The sequence below is a fragment of the Bacillus paramobilis genome (assembly GCF_038096195.1).
GTDB classification, from domain to species: domain Bacteria; phylum Bacillota; class Bacilli; order Bacillales; family Bacillaceae_G; genus Bacillus_A; species Bacillus_A mobilis.
In genome coordinates, this window is the sequence record NZ_CP151108.1 from 4,286,460 (window position 1) to 4,305,658 (window position 19,199).

Below are 19,199 nucleotides of genomic sequence, written 5' to 3' on the forward strand. Positions count from 1 at the left end.
CAATCCCCCCTTTCATTTACAATTAAGGACAAGTATTCCTTATAATATATAATGCTAGTATTCTCTTAATGAAAGGTATAAAAGCGGATTTCCATCTGTATTTTTGGATATTTTATTTTTCACTTATTCCCTCTTACTGAATAATATAGATTCTCCTATTTTGCCCTTAAACTCTTTCTAAGAATAAATAAATCTATTTTGGAAAGGACCTGCTCCATTCATTCGTAAAAGCATAAAGTAAATTGAATCCGTTAAAACACATGAGTGAACCTTTGGTTTTCCCCTCCTATTAAAAGGAGGAACTATGATGGGCTTTGGTGGTAGTTGTGGCGGCTGTGGCTTCGCCGGAGGATTTGCATTATTAGTTGTATTGTTTATTTTATTAATCATCGTTGGAGCTGCTTGCTTCTGCTAAAAAACTATCGGAAAGACACTCATGTGAGTGTCTTTTCTTTATATGTAAAAAAAGCCCACCTATTTCCGTAGGCGGGCCTTATCTTTATTACACAATATCAAAGTATACTCTCTTTTTCTCTGAATTTTTATGTAATTATACATATCCATGAAAATAGATAAAGTTGTTATTACAATATATTTTCCACTTTCAACTTAGTTATCATTTGAATGTTTTTCTATAAAATCAAGGATCCTCGCATTAACTTCGTTAGAGAACTCACCATTGATGGCGTGAGATGCATTTTTCCAGTTCACTATATCTATATCTTTAACGTATTTTTTTCCAGATTCAACTGCTTTTACTGAATTATGCATTGTACTTTTTTCAGCCATTAAGGCAAGCACTGGAACATTGATATTTTTTAGGTCCTCTTTACTAAATAGATCCGGTGCTGGTGTTTTCAATTTATAGTTACGCATACCGGACTCGATTAACTTAGCGATAGGTTCATCGTCATTTATTTCTGCTCCTCCAGAAACATAACTTAACATCTTTTCTCTTAAAAACTTAGGTACAATAGGAACGGAAGCTGGAATAGATGCTAGAATCATCTTTATAGATATTTGCGCAAATACAAAGACTGGATCCAATAAACTAGCCGTAGCAATATGTTCAGGATTATATCTCGCCAAGTTCATTGCTGTCCAACCTCCAATGGAGACACCCACAATATGCACTTTTTCTAAACCTAATCCTTCAATTACTTCATTTAACCATTCTGCTTGTTGTTTTTGGTTTTCAATCACCTTCGTTTGCACGCTCATTCCAGGTTCACCGAGTAAATCTATTGTGTAAACAGGTCTTTTCTCCCTTAATCCTTCTAAATTGGGTACCCACATTGGAGTAGATGCACCTCGTCCAGGGAGTAAGAGTATTGGTTCCTTATGTTTATTTTCCTCTTTAGTAAAGTAATACGTACGAATTGTGCCATATGTAGTTTCTATATCTTTCTTATCGTTAGGTTGTGGAAGAAGTGCCATTGATTCATCGTAGGCACTTTGAAAGTCTTTTTTTCCTTTTTCAGATGTAAAATGACCAATCTTATTATCCTCTCTCTTCATTTAAACCCCTCCTTTCTACAAATATATGGATGAATTCTATCTATATATTCATGGTAATCATCCATTGAAAATTTATCTTCTCTAAGGCAAAACTGTCATTTAGAAAAAAGAAAAAGACACCCTAAGGTGCCTTCCTGTGACTTGAACCATCTTAATTTTAATAATATGTATTGGACTCCCATCCAACTATTATTTTACCAAATTAAATTGTTTTGTTTATTGAGAAATACAATAGTTTATATGCTGGTCTTTTATATTAGATCTTTTTCTAGTCCATGCAGCGATTAATAAAAGAACAAGCTATTAATTAAAGGTAAAACTACATGCTAAGCCGGTGTAACATATCAATAAAATTTACATTGTATATCTTATATATTACGTAGGAACCGAAAAAAAGAATTAGTTTATAATTATCGTGAAGAAGCCATAGTGGTAGTTCTAGTGAGGTTTTTACTAAATTAAAGTACGTACTTTTTCAAATTATATATACAATGAAATGAAACCAGATATAACAATCAATGGAAGGATTACTGCAAGTTTATTTTTTAGAGGGGCACGTTTGTCTGGGACGCCTGGGTGGATAACAAAAGCAAGTAAAACAATTGCTCCAATAATACCTAAAAGTATATGAATGATAATCATCCTCCTAAGGAATATTATCAAAATTATATCACATCCAAACACGAAGAAAAGGAATTAATGTAAAAAATCACTAAATATTCTATCTATAAATTTAAAAAATCCCCTCAAAGCATCAGCTTTAAGGGGCCCCCCTATCATCTTCTCTCTTCATACAACCGATTTGCTTTATACGAGCAAACTAAATACATAACAATTGCAGCAGGGATAAACAAACATGCAAAACCTCTCATCAATGCAAATGGCGTTTCAAATAAGAATGACCATAGAAATGATACACCTTGCTTATCCCATAGTCCTGGCGTCAAATATAGTTCTTTCGGATTTACAAGTGCTCCTAAATGAATCGTGTCATTAAACATAAATAGGAATACTATCGGCAAATAACAGATCGCTAATTCTAAAAATGTTTTAGATAGACGTTTATACTTCCCCGCTCGTGACATTTGATCTGAGAAAATGTCATCTTCACTTTCTTCATTTATCTTTTTAAAATAGTACGTACCTGACCACCGATTACCAGCTATATGCTCCCAGCCACTATCTTCAAATAACGTGCAGTAATTCATAAATTCACTTTTTCTACTAAATACTCTATGGTCTATTCTAATCGTCGCATCTTCCGGCTCTGTATATCTAAATGTATAACCAAATGTAGTGCTTTCTAGTTGATAGCCTTTCCAAGCCATCTCTTCTAACCATTTTTCCTCTTTCTCAAAGTCTAAAAAGAATTTCAATCTCCACATCATCGTTTCCCCCTAACTATACGTGTAATAAACTCTTTGTAACCTCAATAATGTGCTGCATTCTCATAAAGTCTAAGTGCAATACTTCTTTCCCGCGTTCCGTAATGACATACACTTTTCTTCGTTTATCTTCACTTTTTACCGATTCTATTAACCCTTGTTTTAATAAATTTTCAACCGCACCATACAATGTACCCGCTGCAATTTTCACTTGGTGATTACTCAGTTCCTCCACCTTTTGCATAATTAAATATCCATGAGCTGGCTCTAATAACGCTAAAAGAACGTAATACGTTGTTTCCGTTAATGGTAAATTTTTATCTCTATTCATAAAGACCTCCAATGTAACGATAACTATATAGCCGAACTATATAGTTAAACTGTATATTTTGATTTTATACAGTTTAACTGTATATGTCAAATTAAGTTATAAAAAAGCAACCTAGATCCAACATGGGATCTAGGTTGCTTTTTTACATAAACGTAATCGTCACTAAACAATATCCTTCTTTCGCATTATACGGCTCCGCTTTATAAGAAACACGGTTTGCCCCTTGCGGATAACCGATTTCTCCAATTGCTTTTTTCACATCTTGCAATGCGCCATCCATTGATTGTTTATAAAGGATTTCAATCTTTGGTAACTTTTCGTTATAACGTTGCTGCATTTTATTTTTGAATTCATTATAGTTATTTGCAATGTATTCATTTCCTAAATAATTTAACTTTGTATTTTTTAATATTTGCTGATATGCAGGAGTTTTCGCACCACCTGCCGCAATTTTATTTGTTAATGTACTATAATAATTTGTTGTAGCTTGCGGATAGTCCCCGCGGTTCCACTCATGATTTCTTGCGATTTGCTCATCAGATAAGTTGAAATAAGAATACGTTACGCGGCCTTGTTCATCTGGTATTGGATCATCGAATGTTGTATCAAGGTGATACCATTTGTTTTCGATTTTCACTAAGTTCCAAGCATGAGGCTGTCCGTCTCCAGTTCCTACTACAAAATGATTCTCAATTCCAACTTCTTTTAATAATTGATAGGTTAATAGTGCATAACCTTGGCAAACCGCAGAACGATTTACGAGTGCTTCATATGCTGTGTAAGCTTTATAAGAAGTATCATAAGAAACGTGTTTTACGACATAATCATGAATCGCCTTCACTTTTTCGTGGTCATCCATTCCAACTTGCGTAATTGAAGAAACAATTGCCTTTGCTTGCTTCATTACATATTCCGTTTGTTCCTTCGTTTCACGGTATGTAATCTTTAACGTAAACGTATAATTACCAGGTGATCCAGAAAGTCCATATGAAACGTTCGATCTATTATTATTTGTATACTCATTTTTACTTGCCACTTCTTTATAGGCGTTGAAAAGTGTATTCATCACTTCTTTTGTATTACTATTTTTCGTTTTATACGGAAGTGTAATATTCGTTTCGTACGTATTAATACGCTTCTGCACTTCATCTTTGAATGCTGCTAATAATGCCGCATCCCCTGTATCTTGCACCGCAACTTCAGGCTTTTTATATTTCAAAGTATTATATAAAAACTGTGCATATTGTTCACGTTTTACCGTACTATATGGCTCAAATTTTCCTTCGCCTGTACCAGAAGCAATCCCGTTTGATTGCACTGCACTAATTGCGTTTTCACCCCAAAAACCGCTTGGAACATCGTTAAATGTATGCTTTTGTTTTGCAGAAAGTTGGAAAGCGTTTGTAAGAATTTGCGCCATTTCTGCGCGGCTAACAAAATCTTTCGGCCTAAATCCACCGTTTGCATCACCTTTAAAAATCCCTAATTTCGTTAACGTTAACACCTCTTCAGGAAACAATGTTGAACCTGAGCGAATATCTCGATACGGATTGTTTAAAGTAGATCCATCTTGTAATACGTAACGAGCACTGTCATTACTAAACGTACCACCTTGCTTATTCGGTACTAACACACGATAAATTAAAGCTGCAACTTGTTCTCTCGTCGCAACATCACCGAAACCAAACTTTCCATTTCCATAACCGGAAATAATATTTTTACTCGCTAAATCTTTAATCGCTGGATACGACCAATGCGACGTAGGCACATCAGAAAAAACACCCGCCTCAGCAGCTCTCACATCACTGCCGTTTGTATACAATAAAGCACCACCAATAAGTGATAATGATGTAATTGATTTTAATAGTTTTGTGTACATAATTCCTTCTCCCAATACGTTCTCTATTTTTATATTTTGTCGAAAAATCTAAAAGAATATGACAAAACATATTATACTATTAAAATTTTTTGAAGGATATATTAAGTTTTGAAATATGCAAAAACTCATATTATTATATTTTTCCGTATTAATATTATGCTGTTTTACTTGTAAATATATAAAGGGGTATGTTGTATCATGTCGAAAACATCATTTATAACTAAGTTGCTTTACTTCTATCCTAATTCTTTCTGTAGAATCATAGGAGAAAATGGCGTTTTTGTATGTCTATTTCTGTATCTGATGAATTACAACTATTTGCTCAAGAAGTACCACATCAAAATCTGTATATTCTCTTCTCCTCGGGCTATTGATAAAGAAAAGGCATTCTTATGAATGCCTTTTCTCTCTTATATATGCTCTTCTTAATTTAATTTGTGATAAACCACTGGACATTTAATTATGAAAAAGTACCAATAACAAAAAAAGTTAAAAATAATGATACATAAAACGTTTATCGTGTGTTTTAAAATATAACGTAATACACAGTAAAGTGACCAGTAAAAAAACTGCTGTAGACACCATAAACATCAATGTTTTTTAATTCCTCATTACTTAATACTGCTAAATTAGGCATTTCTTTATTTAATACTGAATTAAGAATAATATACATTATTCTTAATTCAGTTATATTACGTTTAATTAATATTTATTTTATATTGATACACCTTTTGAAAAAATTCTTTTTTCTTGATTAAATTCCATTTTTCACTCTAAAATACAGCGGAACCCACCCACTTACCTACAATGTAACCAATATAAATAAGCAGAGCCCCTGTTAAAATATAAAAACAAGATTTAAAATACATACTCCTTTCAATCGCATCACCAATTTTATGAAACATGTTTGACATAAAGAAAACACCACCTTTTTATAATTATTAGAGTAAAACACACAGAGATATTATCAGAAAATAACTAATTAACACAATACTTATTGGAATAATAATAATAATAATAATAATAATAATAATAATAATATATAAAATAATAACATTGTTAGCAAAAAATTAAAATTTATGAAATGAATTACTTTGGAGTTAATATTTAGAATCCAAAAGGTTTATTAGGTAAAAAACACTTTATATTACCACTAATTATTTCTATTTAATAAAGTGAAACTTTAATCAGTGGGGGTTTTGTTCCTCCCCCACTGATTATTAGTTGAACCAATCGGACGTTTACGGACAGTTGATCTCCCACCTAACTTCTTTGCTCCAATTGAATTTTGAGGTGTGAGTTTTACTGTCCGTTAACGCGGGATAAATCAATTTAAGACATGAACTTTTAACGAAAAGAATTTGGGACTATTTTGCTCCGCAAAGATCACTTCAAACGCATGCACACCTGCATCTGGATAGCCTAAACTTAGTCATACGACCACGATTACTGTAACAAAGGTTTTCACTAGAAACGTATATCTTATTTAACTGACTCTACTTGTTTCTCTAATTCTCTTCCAAGGAATGTAGCAAGCTCAAGCATACCAAATTGATTCGCTACAGACTCTGCATCAGAATTATAGTTTGTGTTTGTATTAATATCATACGTATAAATTGTTCCATCCGCACTGCGAATAAATTCAATACCAGCAACGGTAATTTCATTTTCTTTCAAAAACTCTTTATATTGTTCAATAATTGGCTCGTGGAAGTCCGATATAATTTCAAATTTTGTTGGCGTCTCTTTCTTACTCTCTTCTCCTACTGGGCAAAAAGCATCTTGAATCGAGCATGCATCTGCTGGACAAAGTTCAAATCCTTCTGATGTATCTACCTTAACCGCATATACAAACTGGCCGCCTACAAACTCACAACGTGTAATATATGGTTCTGGTGCTTCAATATATTGCTGGATTAAAGTAATTCCATCAATGGGTTCTTCAAACGCCGGACCATCCAAATATTGTTCTAAAGCATCAATGGAATGAAACAGTTGAACACCAAGGCCTTTACCTGCACGGTTATGCTTTGTAATGAACGGTACTTCCCCTAATTCCTTTGCTGCTTTTACTATATGGTCACGGCCAACAGCACCAATTGTTTTCGGCACTTGTATCCCAAATTTTCTTAATGCTGCATATTGGTTTAATTTACTTACTTCAAGGCGTAATGCACGAGATCCGTTAAATACTGTGCGCCCGTATCCCTCTAGCCAAGCAAGCACCCCTTCAGTTAATTCAGGTGCATATCGATGCCCTCTCGTATGTGAAGAAGCACTCATACGGCTATAAAAAACACCTTGGGGAGGTTCTTGTTCTAACGGAAGTGTTCCTTCATTTAAAAGCCATTCCTCATATGGCAACTCCAGTTCTTCCAGCCTTTTCACTAAATGATCCGTCCATTCCTTATTCTCATGTAATATGTAAATTTTACTCATTTGTAATCAATTCCTTTCTTTTCGCTTCAACTAATGGCATCACTTTTTCAGAAAATCGTTTCATCTCTTCAAACTGTGGTGAAAATTGTAAAAGTAATAACGTAACACCTACTTTTTCAAAAGCAAGTATCCTTTCTGCAATTTGTTCTGGTGTTCCGATTAAATTAGGACGTAACCCGCGATTCGATACGGAATAATCATTGAGCTTCACTTGCTGTTCCAACTGCGATTTACTCACAAAGTCTTGGTAACTCGCGTAACCTAACGCATCATCTTTCATATCCGTTATGCGTTTCCATTCTTCTAACGCCTCTTCTTCTGTGTCACGACAAATGACGTAAGCCGCAAGCCCGAATGACTGCAATGGCTCCTCTGTAACTTTCTTTCTACGATTCTTCATATCTTCTATTTTCACAGATACTTCTTCCACTGTTCCCCCGTGCATTACATATGCATCCGCGTGATTTACAATGACCTCTTTTCCTCGTTCGCTCTCACCACCTGCATAAAGCTTAATGCCTTGTTTCTGCACAGGTTTTGGACTTAAATGTGTATCATGAAGCTCATAAAAGTTCCCTTTATAAGAAAACTCTTCTTCTTTCCAAAGCTCCTTCAAAATTGTTACAAATTCCTCTGTGCGATCATATCTTTCATCATGTGCGGTAAATACTCCGCCGTACTGTCTCGCTTCTTCTTCCCACCATGCTGAAACTACATTCAATGTAAAACGACCATTACTTAATTGATCGATATTCGCTGCCATTTTCGCTGTAACTGCTGGATTGTGGAATCCAGGTCTTACAGCTGTCATAATCTCTAATTTATCTGTCACTGCTGCAAGTGCTGCCGCAGTTGTCCACGCCTCTAAACTTGGTGCTGAAACACCTTTTATATCATTTAAATTTAATTCTGCAATCAGTGTTGTTGAAAAACCTAATTGTTCTGCCGCTTGCGCTGTTTGTTTTGCATACTCAAACGTAGGCGGCATAGATTCATCATCTACATTTCGAAGCCATCCCCCAAAAACCGGTAACCAAAAACCGTACTCCACTACCTATTCCCCCTTTATCTTTTAGCCATAAAAAAAGCTACTCTTATCGAAATAAGAGTAGCCTTCTTGACTAAGTGAACCGCTCTTATCTTTCAGGTGTTTTTTCACCTGCAGGATTTGGCACCTTTCGTCTAAAACGAGGTTGCCGAAGTTTCATAGGGCCCGTCCCTCCACTTCTCAACATAAGAATTGTTTGATTTTCATTTATTATAATCATCAGAATAATAAAAATCAATCCTTTAATACTTATTTTTCCGATATACATTAAATGATATATAAAAAATCATATTGTTATAGGGGTATTATGTTGTTTTACTTACGAATATATAAAGGGCTATGTTGTATCATGTCGAAAACATCATGTATAAACAAGTTGCTTTACTTTTATCTTAAAAATACAGCAAAAGAGGTGTTCGTAGCATGAAAAATAAACGATGCGAGAATTGTGGTTCTACTACATTTAAAGAAGGAAGAGTTGGATTTGCTTATCATGCATATGTTTGTGAAGATGATTCTAGTAGGCTCTTTTCAGTGGGAAAACGTTCCAAACTATTAACTACATTTTGTTTAGAGTGCGGTGAGGTGAAATCATTTAGAGTGGAGAAGCCGGAGATATTTGAAGAATAAAATACTAGAATCGAGATGTCCTTCATGTGGAAAAAAACCTAATTTTCTTGATAGATGTGGTTGTAGTTAATACAAATACCATTCCGGTGGAGGCTCTTTTTTTAAGTCAGGAATAAGCTTTTACTGCGGTACATATGAACATAAAACATCTGATTATAAAATAAAAAAAACGCTCATTTGAGCGTTTCATCTATATACCTAATAATTACTTTTTCTTCACTTTGATCTAATAACTCTTTATACTTCAATATTCCATCAGCCCCACGGCTCTCCATGCGTATATTGTATAACGTTTGTTGTACTAACCTTTGATTGTTCCGTTGAAACATTTACTCCATTTAATAGTATGACCGTAATTATTAATCCAATTGAACTGCTTATGATTCTTTTCATTTTAAAGCCCCTTTCTGAAAACCTTTTTCTTTTTCTTTATATCCTAAATAGAAGTATTCACTAGATTTTATTGAATTTCCTTCTTTATGATATTTAACCGCTAACTTTTCAGCATATTCCTGGACATATTGCCATAAACCTACTTCATTAAAGAAAGAAATTCCTTTAGAAATAGCTAACTCTAATTCTTCAGCAGAAACATTCTCATTCATTCCCTTTAGAATTTTAAAATGATGTTCATATTCTTTTTGTTCTAGTTCATTACAGATTACTAATCCTTTTTCAATTAAAGACGCTGCAAGCTTTGTTTTTCCTAACTTTAAATTCTCTCTTGCTTCCAAAAAAATCGCTCTAAAGTGATTCGGGATTTTTTGTGATACTTCTGATAAATAACGAAGTGCTAAATCAGATAGGTTTTGTTCTGCATACATAACCCCTAAACTATGTCGAACTCGTAACATTAACTCCTCTTCATTTTGCTTTTTCAAAATATCCAGAGACGACATAAAATAAACTTCTGCCTGCTCAAATTCATTTAGCTTTACACATGCTAACCCGAGAACATTGTCACATGCTGCGACCTTCCTACTATACCCGTACAGCCCTTCAAATGTATTTCTTGCTCTGGTTGCATATTGAATGACTAAAATAGGCTGGCAAACATGATAATAGTAGCTGGATAGCTTAAAGTTAAATTCTGCTTTTTCGATTGGATCCTGAATATTTTCCAACAAAGATTCCGCTATTCCATAATGCCTTTCAGCCACTTTAAAATCACCGTTTACCGTAGCATGAGAAGCCTTAAAGAAATGGTAATAATATAATAAAGATTGATCTGATGGCGCTTCATCTAACTTCATTTTTCTTAGATCATTCTTAGATATGTCAGATTGATGGGGATAAAACTCTGCACTCAACATTTTAAATCTAAAATCTAAAAGTGCATAAAACTCTGTATTCTTTTGATTTTCTTCCATACTATTAATTTTTGTATCAATACTTTGTTTTAATTCCTTTGCCTTAACGAAATTCTGTGAACGGATTTCTCGATACCAATCATGTAAAAGTAAAGTGATTTCTTCCTTTTTTATTACGTGTACACTCATATAGCCCATTCTCCTTTGTCTATAGATTACTAACATAATAACAAAAATAAACCTAGAAAACATTTAATTTTCTGAATATTATCGTTTCAAAAAAATTTCTCAATACATTTTCACCATTTCGACTCTTTAAACTTATAACTTGTTCTGTCCCTTATTCGTTTCTATATATAAAATAACACTTCATTAGTGGTAATGATGAAATATGAAAGTCTATCCTTTCATAAGAAAGCCCCTTTTCTTTTTTCTCGATGATCGATATTACTTAACATGTAAAAAAGATTTTGATAGGAGTTCAATACATATTATTAAAATTAGGATGGTTCAAGTCGGAGGAAGGCACCTTTGGGTGTCTTTTCTTTATTTCTCAATATAAAAACTTTAAGAATATGCTATTATTTTGATACAAATTTCCTTTTGTGCAATGAAATAGCAATAAAGATAAGACCCACCTATTTCCGTAGGTGGGTCTTATCTTTATTACACAATACCAAATTATGCTCTCATTTTTTTATAAACTTTATGCAATTATACATAGTTATAATAATTACACAAAATAAATATTACATGTAGTAAAATATAAATTGTGGATACATTCTATAAAGCAGATTCTTTTGAAAGGCGTAACATATCAATCATTGCAGAAGGTGTGGCGTCACTCTAATACTGATCTCAAATCTCTTGTATTTTGTAAACTAACAATCTGGTGTATATAGATGATTCTGTTTTATAGGATGTGTTTACATGTATAACAAAGGGATAATACGGATAGGTTTATATTAAATGAGCGTGGTTCAAGTCGGAGAAAGGCACCTTTAGGTGTCTTTTTTTTATGGAGGATCAGTTTAAAAACTAAAAATAAAAGAACCTCAATAAATGAGGTTCAAAAAATCTACTATTTTAAATTACCTTCGTAAAAAGCAACTCCATTTTGAACATGTTTTAAATACCACGTAATCGTTCCACCACAAACATTTTCATTAAAACTATTAGCATATACTCCATTTGAATAATAAAGAGTTCTTTTGAATTTACCATTAGAATACTCATAAGGAATTGAGCATGTTGCTTGCTTCGGAGAGCTCACATCTTTTTGTATATCAGCTGAAGCTGCCCCAATTCCTCCTGTTAATGCAATACCAGTTGCCAATAGCCCTACTACTAATTTCTTAAACATAATAAATCCCCCTTTAATAGTTTTTATAGCTTACAACTCAACTGTATCACTTTTGTAAATTATGTAAATATCTTGAATATGTAGAAATATTTATTTAACTTTTGGTAATATTGGGATTTTATTTTATCAAATAGAAAATAGAGGGAGTTAGAAAAGTATGTAACAATGCATAATAAATCAATCGGATATTATGATATACTCACAAAGAGCTGATACAAAATTTCTTTAGATTGGAAAACTAAAGTCTTATCTACCTAACAGGAAGGCGCCTAATGGCGTCTTTTCTATATTTTCAAAAGGACCTGCTCAATTCATTCTTTAAAACATAAGGTAAAGTGAACCCGTTAAAATCCATGGAATGAACCCTAGTTTTACCCTTTTATCTAAAGGAGGCACTATTGTTATGGGATATGGTGGTAGTTGCGGCGAAGGCTGCGGTTTCGCTGGAGGATTTGCTTTACTAGTTGTATTATTTATTCTATTAATCATTATCGGATGTAGTTGTTTCTGCTAAAAAACTATTAGAAAAGGTACCTATATATAGGTACCTTTTCTTTATGTGCCTTATTCATTATCTGGTTCCAAACTATTAACTACATTTTGTTTAGAATGTGGTGAGGTGAAATCATTTAGAGTGGAGAACCCGGAGATATTTGAAGAGTAGAATAATACTAATTACATATTATAAAGATGTTTATTAATGATGGTAACATTCAAGCATTTCGCCCACCTTTAGAATTGGAATATTGAGTACTTTCATCTATAGGTGCTACTTCACTAGGAAAAATCCGTTCCTCTGTAAAGTTGCTTTCGAAATAATAGACACGAAATTTCATATAAAATGCAAATAAACAAGGAACGTATTAGTCGGTTCCTTGTTTATTTAGCTAAAGCAGACTTCTTTGGAGAACCCAAATAAAAGTTAAATCAACTCCTATTTAACTTTTCCCTTCAAATATATGACAGTAAAGAATACATCATCACGGTGTCAGCAAGCAAAAGTGTATTCTGCATTTCTAAAAACAGTAGATGGCAGATTGTGACCTGCTGAATCTGCTAAGAAAGAATATACAAGCACATCCTTAACATCATCTTTATTTCCACTAATGATGACATCAAGAAAATCTTCTATTTGGAATTCTGGCGTAAACAACACAATCTTAGTTGTTCTGTTTGGTTCTAAAGAAACAAAAGTACGAGAGATTTCAACTAATTCATTTTGAGTTGGGAAAGAAATGTTTCGACTTCTCTTAACAGTTACCGTTACATTACTAGTATGACAGCGTGAATCATTGTTTAACATAATGTTGAGAGCAGTTGGAATAATCCCATTTTCAGAAACTGGAACTCGAAACACTCCAGTAGATTTATGAGCCATATAATCACATCCTTTCAAAATAAAATATATTTACAATATATTAGATGCAAGAAACGTTCATTTTGATAGGGACAAATTATATGATTAATATATCTATAATAACCCTCGGTATTACTAAGACAATGATTTAAAAGATTAACAAATATCGTGAGACCCAATCGAATGTATATGAAAAGGAAAAAGAATAAGGCGTCTAAAAAATTACCTATTTTGAGCCAATAATGAGACATTATGTTAATCTTATATGTATAGTTGCACAAAATTGAGAAACTTAAGGAGACAGATTAATTTTATGAGAAAATCATTCATATTACTTACTTTCATTCTAGTATTAGTCAGTGTTACGGCTGCTTGCACACAAGATAAAAAAGATAGTGCCGTTGAAAATGGTCCAATAGAAGAACCAACCGCGAAAAATGAAAATGAAGAATTAATAAATTTTGAAGAAAAAGAAGATATGAGCCGCTTGGAACAAGGTATTTTATTAGTTGGTGAGAGTGTTAAGGGAGGCTATTACTTGACCGCCGTTCAAAATGCATATTTAAATGCTAGTAACGATTCCGTCGTTGTTAATGTCTCTGTAAAAAATGTACGAGGTCAAACGATTGGACTATCAGAATTAAAATATAACTTAAAAGATGAAAAAGACGGAAAGGCCTATGAAGGAAAGGTGCTTGATCAAAACCCTTCTGATATACAAGTTAAACCAAATGAAACGGTAGAATTAAAAATAGCTTTTGAAGTGCCAAGTACCGCAGATGAATATATGTTGTATATTGAAAGCTCTTTAGATCCTCTAGGAGCACGCTGGAAAATCGATAAGTTGCAATCACAAAAAAACTAAGTCTCAAATAAGCAAAAAGCAATGAAAAATTTGATATAGATACAAATGAATAATATATAAACATAAAACCATCGATTTAATGAATCGTTGGTTTTTTTCAAAAAATGCTCCATTAAAAACTAGGAGACAAAAAAGAACTAATCCCTACAAGAGATTAGCTCAATACATCAAAAGCTATTATAGTACATAGTTTTATGAACAAACGTTATATAATGTTGTATGGGATACATAACCTGTCATCCCTTTATATGTAACTTTTAACCACTGTTTAGAATTACTGTAATGACCTTGAACATATTCACCAGTTACCCATGTTCCAGTAATTTTCGCACCATCATTAAATGTATGTAAGACAGGTGATCCAACAGTGTAACCACTGCGCATCTTTGCACCATATACACCTACCGTACCTCCCTTTGCACAAGCTGCTACTACAGTTTTATTTTCAGTAGTATTCGTAGCCGCGAAAGCAGAGCCGTTAAATGTAAACAAAGTAAACATAAAAGCTGTTAATAAAGTACAAATAGATAAGCGACGTAACAAAATAAATTCCCCCTTTTTTTATAATTTATTTCTTCACAAACGATTATCTTAAATATTCTAACTATTTGCAATATATTAATGTTGAGAAATATTAGTTGGAGTTTTGAAATAAAATTTTATCAAAAATAGTAACAAACTCATATTTTACAGAGAGAGCACCGAAAGAAGTCTTCTACATATCAACTATAAAAAACCTCCACCATAAGGCAGAGAGACTTTCAAACTACCCGCAATCTCCGTAAAGATGACCCCAAGTGCATGTGCACCTGCATCTGGATAGCCTAAGCTTCTTTCACCAACTGTACCGGCGCGGCCCATGCGAGCTACGATTTCTTTCGTATACTCTGCTCCTTTAACCGCTGCTTCTGCTCCTTTTTCAAAGGCAGTTTTCACTATGTTTAAAATATCTGAACACATAAATTCATTTACTTTTTACGAAAATAAAATTGTATTGTTTAGAATTTTAATGTTAATCAATTTGAAACTTTACGAGTTAATTAAATGTGATATTTAAAGAAGGAATTTGTGATGAAGTACTCACATGATGGAATTAATGTTAAAAAACAAAAAAACTCTAACTAATTCGTCATGGCGATTTAGTTAGAGTTTTTTTGTTTGAAGTATTCACGAGTATCTACCCTTGTCTTTTCAGGTAAAACAATATCAAGTTCTTTATCTAACCATGCAAGAGTCTTTTTACGAAGAAACTCACGCATGTGTTCTTCTGCTTCAAGCATTACTAAGTTAATTGTACAAGAAGAATTGCTAGGTTCACAAGAATTACAAGCGTCGTCTCGATACAATAGACCATTCTGTACAATATTTTTACATTGAAAAATAGGTTTTGGACCTTCGACAGCTTCTATTACATCCCAAAAAGAGATATCTTCTGGAGACTTAGCTAACCTATACCCTCCCTTTACACCTGGGACAGAATTCACAATGTCAGCTTTAGATAATTTACCGAAAACTTTTGAAAGAAATGTTTCCGAAAGTCCTTGAAACTCTGCCAAATCTTTTATTCCAACACTTTCCTTAGAAGGAGTATTAATTAAATAAACTAGGCAATGCAAGGCATATTCAACCCCAACACTATATTGCATATACAAATCACCTGCTTTTTATTTTAAGGGTTATCAAATTGTATCTTAGGACCATTTAGAATTTTAGTCAAATAAAAAAAGGCTCTTTTAGAATAGTATGTATTTCATTTGACAAAAATAATTTCAGAGTTTATATTAAAGACCACATCAATCGACGATTAATTTAGTCGACAATTAAAACGTAAAAACTTTTAAAAAGGGGAATTACAAATGAACAAAACACTTATCATAAACGCACATCCAAAAGTGGATGATACATCATCAGTCAGCATTAAGGTTCTTAACCACTTTTTAGTATCTTATAAAGAATTAATTCCTAATAATGAAACGATTGAACAAATTAATTTATACGATGATGTAGTACCAATGATAGATAAAACTGTTTTAAGCGCATGGGAAAAGCAAGGAAATGGACAGAAGTTAACTGATGAAGAACAAAAAGTAACAGAGCGTATGTCCGAGATTTTACAACAATTTAAAAGTGCAAATACGTATGTTATCGTATTACCTTTGCACAATTTCAATATTCCATCAAAGTTAAAAGATTACATGGACAATATCATGATTGCACGTGAAACATTTAAATATACTGAAACTGGATCAGTAGGACTACTTAAAGACGGAAGAAGAATGCTTGTTATACAAGCAAGTGGAGGAATCTATACAAATGATGATTGGTATACAGAAGTGGAATACTCTCATAAATATTTAAAAGCAATGTTTAATTTCTTAGGTATTGAAGATTACCAAATCATTCGTGCACAAGGAACAGCAGTACTAGATCCAAATGAAGTATTACAAAATGCGTATAAAGAAGTTGAAGAGGCGGCTTCTAGGTTGGCTAACAAATAAATTTTTTCACTGGAAGAATGATGGTTATAAATAAAGACCCCCTCCACCACAAGGCAGAGGGGATCTTCTCATTCCTATTTCAAACTACCCGCAATCTCCGTAAAGATAACCCCAAGTGCATGTGCACCTGCATCTGGATAGCCTAAGCTTCTTTCACCAACTGTACCGGCGCGGCCCATGCGAGCTACGATTTCTTTCGTATACTCTGCGCCTTTAACCGCTGCTTCTGCACCTTTTTCAAAGGCAGTTTTCATGTCTTCTTCGTTTGAAGCGCTAGCTAACCAAGAGTCTACACATGGAGCAAGTGCGTCAACAAGTGTTTTGTCACCAACTACCGCTCCTCTACCGAACGATCTTTCACCGATAGATTGTATGCCTTGCAGTGCTGCTTGCAACACTTCAGCGAATTCTTTAACTGTTAACTCACGCTTTTCGCCTGCTGCTTTACTAGCTGCGCGGAATGCTCCGCCCCAAATTGGACCAGATGCGCCGCCGCAATGTTCCATAATAATCATCGAACAACCATCAAGGAATGATCCGATCGTTACGTTCTCTTGATCTACGATAGAATGCCACTCACGTTTTAATTGCTTAAATCCTTTTGCCACACTCATTCCGAAGTCGCCGTCACCAGCGTGCGTATCTAACTCACAGAACGGTACTTCATTTTTAATAATGATGTCGCTCATTTTATCAACGAGATAGATCATGTTGTTTAATGTAATGACATTATCCTTAATCACAGCGTGCTCTTCCGCTGTTTCTATTTCAAATGAAACTTCCTTCTCTTCTGTCTCTTCAAGCACATTCACGTACTCTACACTTTCAACTGGCCCATCTACTTTAAACGCTGGTGTATTGCACTCTTTTGATAGTAATGTTTTTAGCTCATCATCTAATTTCATTACTGTTAAAGACATACCAGCCATATCGATACTCGTCATATAGTTGCCAACGAACACTCTATTAATTTTAATGTTTCTAGCAGCTAGTTCTCTCGTAACTGCATTATTAAATAAGTAAAGTTCTTGCAGTGGTGTTCCGCCAAAACCGTTAACTAGAAGCGCAATTTCTTCGCCGTCTTTTACTCCTAAATCTTTTACAAGATCATTTGTCATACGGTTCGCTAATTCATCAGCCGACAGCATTTTTTCACGTTTAATTCCTGGTTCGCCGTGAATACCTACGCCGTATTCCATTTCACCTTCCGCAAGTGTGAAAGTAGGTGATCCGCTCGCTGGAACTGTACAAGACGTTAACGCTAAACCGATTGTGCGCACGTTAGCAGCTGCTTTTTCCGCTACAGCTTTCACCGCTCCTAAATCCATACCTGCTTCCGCTGCTGCGCCGGCAATTTTATGAACGAGAATAACGCCCGCAACGCCGCGGCGTCCTACTGTATATAGACTATCTTCTACTGCAATATCATCATCCACTTTTACGTAGTCGACTTCAATTCCATCTTCCGTCGCTAAATGCGCTCCATTTTTGAAATTCATAATGTCGCCGCTGTAATTTTTAATAATTAATAACGTTCCTTTTTTACTAGCTGTCTCTTTAATCGCTTGATATACCTGAATTTGCGAAGGAGAAGCAAACACATCTCCGCACACTGCCGCATCTAACATTCCTTTTCCGACTAATCCTGCATGTGCCGGCTCGTGACCACTACCGCCGCCACTAATTAACGTTACTTTGTTTTCGTTCATTTCTTTCTTCTTGATGACTTTATATTTTTTCAAAAGCTCAAGCTCTGGATGAGCCATAACCATTCCGTTGCACATTTCCATTACTAATGTTTCTGGTTTGTTTATAATCTTTTTCATTGTGATTCTCCCTCAATTCCTTTAATATATTGTGATATATTTGAAATCTTCTTCTTACTATCCATGTTAAAATGAAAGCGTTTTATAGTAAACGGACAAAATGGACAATCTGTCTAAAGACACCGCTCTCATTTATAGGTAGGATTTTCATATTACTAACATTCTAGGGATGATTGAGATGACCTCTTCTATAATTTCTAAAAAGATAATCGCGAATTCATTGAAGTATTTAATGGAAACAGAGTCCTTTCATAAAATATCAGTGAGCGATATTATGTTACACTGTCAAATGCGTAGGCAAACTTTTTATTATCATTTTAAAGATAAATTTGAACTATTAAGCTGGATTTATAGAGAAGAAACGAAAGAAAACATTATCGACTTTCTCGACTATGAAACGTGGGAAAATATTTTCGATTTATTATTTGATTACTTTTATGAAAATCAAAAATTTTACCGAAATGCTTTTAAAGTCATTGAGCAAAACTCGTTTAATCACTATTTATTTGAGCATACGAAAAACTTATATATGAAAATTATTGATGAATTATCTGTGAGCTGTGGATTCAGCCTTTCTAATGAGACAAAAAATACGATTGCCTCCTTTTATAGTCACGGCTTCGTTGGAACGATAAAAGATTGGATTGAAAGCAAGTGCGAAGTAGATCCGTCCATTATGTCTTCTCTCATGAAAAATATGATAAACAATCAATTACTACTATTACTGGAGCAATCTGCAAAGTAATTAAA

At 33.9% G+C, this 19,199-nt stretch carries 22 protein-coding genes and 1 riboswitch; of the genes, 6 read left to right on the plus strand and 16 right to left on the minus strand.

The features are described 5' to 3' along the window. Nucleotides 1–307 precede the first annotated feature (307 nt). Nucleotides 308–415 carry a YjcZ family sporulation protein gene (locus AABL52_RS22030; RefSeq protein WP_000505670.1) on the plus strand — a complete coding sequence of 36 codons (108 nt, stop codon included), beginning with the start codon at nt 308–310 and terminating at the stop codon, nt 413–415. 194 nt (nt 416–609) lie between these two features. Here AABL52_RS22030 and AABL52_RS22035 read toward each other — a convergent pair whose 3' ends face one another. From AABL52_RS22035 to AABL52_RS22070, 8 genes are all read right to left on the minus strand, one after another. Further along, a complete protein-coding gene (locus tag AABL52_RS22035; protein ID WP_098259399.1) occupies nt 610–1,518 on the minus strand; it encodes an alpha/beta fold hydrolase in 909 nt (302 codons plus the stop codon). A gap of 480 nt (nt 1,519–1,998) precedes the next feature. Then, nucleotides 1,999–2,160: a hypothetical protein gene (locus tag AABL52_RS22040; protein ID WP_000583841.1), complete on the minus strand. Its 162-nt coding sequence runs from the start codon at nt 2,158–2,160 to the stop codon at nt 1,999–2,001. 134 nt (nt 2,161–2,294) lie between these two features. Next, a complete protein-coding gene (locus AABL52_RS22045; RefSeq protein ID WP_088091226.1) occupies nt 2,295–2,906 on the minus strand; it encodes a DUF2812 domain-containing protein in 612 nt (203 codons plus the stop codon). A gap of 13 nt (nt 2,907–2,919) precedes the next feature. Further along, nucleotides 2,920–3,234, minus strand: a complete 315-nt coding sequence (locus AABL52_RS22050; RefSeq protein WP_001078066.1) for a PadR family transcriptional regulator — start codon at nt 3,232–3,234, stop codon at nt 2,920–2,922. A 142-nt stretch (nt 3,235–3,376) separates the two neighbouring features. After that, nucleotides 3,377–5,113 carry an S-layer homology domain-containing protein gene (locus tag AABL52_RS22055; RefSeq protein WP_341518413.1) on the minus strand — a complete coding sequence of 579 codons (1,737 nt, stop codon included), beginning with the start codon at nt 5,111–5,113 and terminating at the stop codon, nt 3,377–3,379. 773 nt (nt 5,114–5,886) lie between these two features. Next, on the minus strand, nt 5,887–6,027 hold the full coding sequence (locus AABL52_RS22060) for a hypothetical protein (RefSeq protein WP_170957612.1): 141 nt from the start codon (nt 6,025–6,027) through the stop codon (nt 5,887–5,889). A gap of 568 nt (nt 6,028–6,595) precedes the next feature. Beyond that, the gene (locus tag AABL52_RS22065) at nt 6,596–7,552 is read right to left on the minus strand and encodes an ATP-grasp domain-containing protein (RefSeq protein ID WP_341518414.1); all 957 of its coding nucleotides are present in this window, start codon (nt 7,550–7,552) and stop codon (nt 6,596–6,598) included. Next, nucleotides 7,545–8,603: an LLM class flavin-dependent oxidoreductase gene (locus AABL52_RS22070; RefSeq protein ID WP_341518415.1), complete on the minus strand. Its 1,059-nt coding sequence runs from the start codon at nt 8,601–8,603 to the stop codon at nt 7,545–7,547. The genes AABL52_RS22065 and AABL52_RS22070 overlap by 8 nt, the downstream gene beginning before the upstream one ends. Nucleotides 8,604–8,685: 82 nt before the next feature. Then, nucleotides 8,686–8,792: riboswitch (SAM riboswitch) on the minus strand. Nucleotides 8,793–9,023: 231 nt separating this feature from the next. Here AABL52_RS22070 and AABL52_RS22075 point away from each other — a divergent pair. Continuing rightward, nucleotides 9,024–9,230: a hypothetical protein gene (locus AABL52_RS22075; protein ID WP_000792082.1), complete on the plus strand. Its 207-nt coding sequence runs from the start codon at nt 9,024–9,026 to the stop codon at nt 9,228–9,230. A gap of 255 nt (nt 9,231–9,485) precedes the next feature. On the opposite strand, the gene AABL52_RS22080 is transcribed toward AABL52_RS22075, so the two are convergent. From AABL52_RS22080 to AABL52_RS22090, 3 genes are all read right to left on the minus strand, one after another. Beyond that, nucleotides 9,486–9,623, minus strand: a complete 138-nt coding sequence (locus AABL52_RS22080; protein ID WP_073518968.1) for a Phr family secreted Rap phosphatase inhibitor — start codon at nt 9,621–9,623, stop codon at nt 9,486–9,488. After that, on the minus strand, nt 9,620–10,729 hold the full coding sequence (locus AABL52_RS22085) for a tetratricopeptide repeat protein (protein ID WP_341518416.1): 1,110 nt from the start codon (nt 10,727–10,729) through the stop codon (nt 9,620–9,622). Before AABL52_RS22085 ends, AABL52_RS22080 begins: the two co-directional genes overlap by 4 nt. Nucleotides 10,730–11,621: 892 nt before the next feature. Continuing rightward, on the minus strand, nt 11,622–11,903 hold the full coding sequence (locus AABL52_RS22090) for an LCI fold-containing protein (protein WP_061680502.1): 282 nt from the start codon (nt 11,901–11,903) through the stop codon (nt 11,622–11,624). A gap of 403 nt (nt 11,904–12,306) precedes the next feature. Between AABL52_RS22090 and AABL52_RS22095 the strand changes: the two genes are divergently transcribed. Next, complete coding sequence (locus AABL52_RS22095; RefSeq protein WP_000540371.1) at nt 12,307–12,417, plus strand: YjcZ family sporulation protein; 111 nt, start codon at nt 12,307–12,309, stop codon at nt 12,415–12,417. A 474-nt stretch (nt 12,418–12,891) separates the two neighbouring features. On the opposite strand, the gene AABL52_RS22100 is transcribed toward AABL52_RS22095, so the two are convergent. Further along, nucleotides 12,892–13,281 carry a hypothetical protein gene (locus AABL52_RS22100; protein ID WP_000940657.1) on the minus strand — a complete coding sequence of 130 codons (390 nt, stop codon included), beginning with the start codon at nt 13,279–13,281 and terminating at the stop codon, nt 12,892–12,894. A gap of 292 nt (nt 13,282–13,573) precedes the next feature. On the opposite strand from AABL52_RS22100, the gene AABL52_RS22105 reads away from it, so the two are divergent. Then, nucleotides 13,574–14,125, plus strand: coding sequence for a DUF4352 domain-containing protein (locus AABL52_RS22105; protein WP_097843698.1), 552 nt, complete (start codon nt 13,574–13,576; stop codon nt 14,123–14,125). Between the two features lie 192 nt (nt 14,126–14,317). Here the strand turns inward: AABL52_RS22105 and AABL52_RS22110 are convergent, their stop codons facing one another. From AABL52_RS22110 to AABL52_RS22120, 3 genes are all read right to left on the minus strand, one after another. Next, entirely contained in the window at nt 14,318–14,668 is a 351-nt protein-coding gene (locus tag AABL52_RS22110; protein WP_000946188.1) for an SH3 domain-containing protein, read from the minus strand. Between the two features lie 183 nt (nt 14,669–14,851). Then, nucleotides 14,852–15,085 (minus strand): DAK2 domain-containing protein, encoded by a 234-nt coding sequence (locus tag AABL52_RS22115; RefSeq protein WP_341518417.1) that lies wholly within the window; start codon nt 15,083–15,085, stop codon nt 14,852–14,854. A 179-nt stretch (nt 15,086–15,264) separates the two neighbouring features. Next, entirely contained in the window at nt 15,265–15,771 is a 507-nt protein-coding gene (locus AABL52_RS22120; RefSeq protein WP_001200335.1) for an RrF2 family transcriptional regulator, read from the minus strand. A gap of 210 nt (nt 15,772–15,981) precedes the next feature. Between AABL52_RS22120 and AABL52_RS22125 the strand changes: the two genes are divergently transcribed. Further along, on the plus strand, nt 15,982–16,623 hold the full coding sequence (locus AABL52_RS22125; RefSeq protein WP_144565341.1) for an NAD(P)H-dependent oxidoreductase: 642 nt from the start codon (nt 15,982–15,984) through the stop codon (nt 16,621–16,623). A 74-nt stretch (nt 16,624–16,697) separates the two neighbouring features. Here the strand turns inward: AABL52_RS22125 and dhaK are convergent, their stop codons facing one another. Further along, the gene (dhaK, locus tag AABL52_RS22130) at nt 16,698–18,449 is read right to left on the minus strand and encodes a dihydroxyacetone kinase subunit DhaK (RefSeq protein WP_341518418.1); all 1,752 of its coding nucleotides are present in this window, start codon (nt 18,447–18,449) and stop codon (nt 16,698–16,700) included. Nucleotides 18,450–18,627: 178 nt separating this feature from the next. On the opposite strand from dhaK, the gene dhaS reads away from it, so the two are divergent. Further along, entirely contained in the window at nt 18,628–19,194 is a 567-nt protein-coding gene (dhaS, locus tag AABL52_RS22135) for a dihydroxyacetone kinase transcriptional activator DhaS (protein ID WP_000204226.1), read from the plus strand. Nucleotides 19,195–19,199 lie beyond the last annotated feature (5 nt).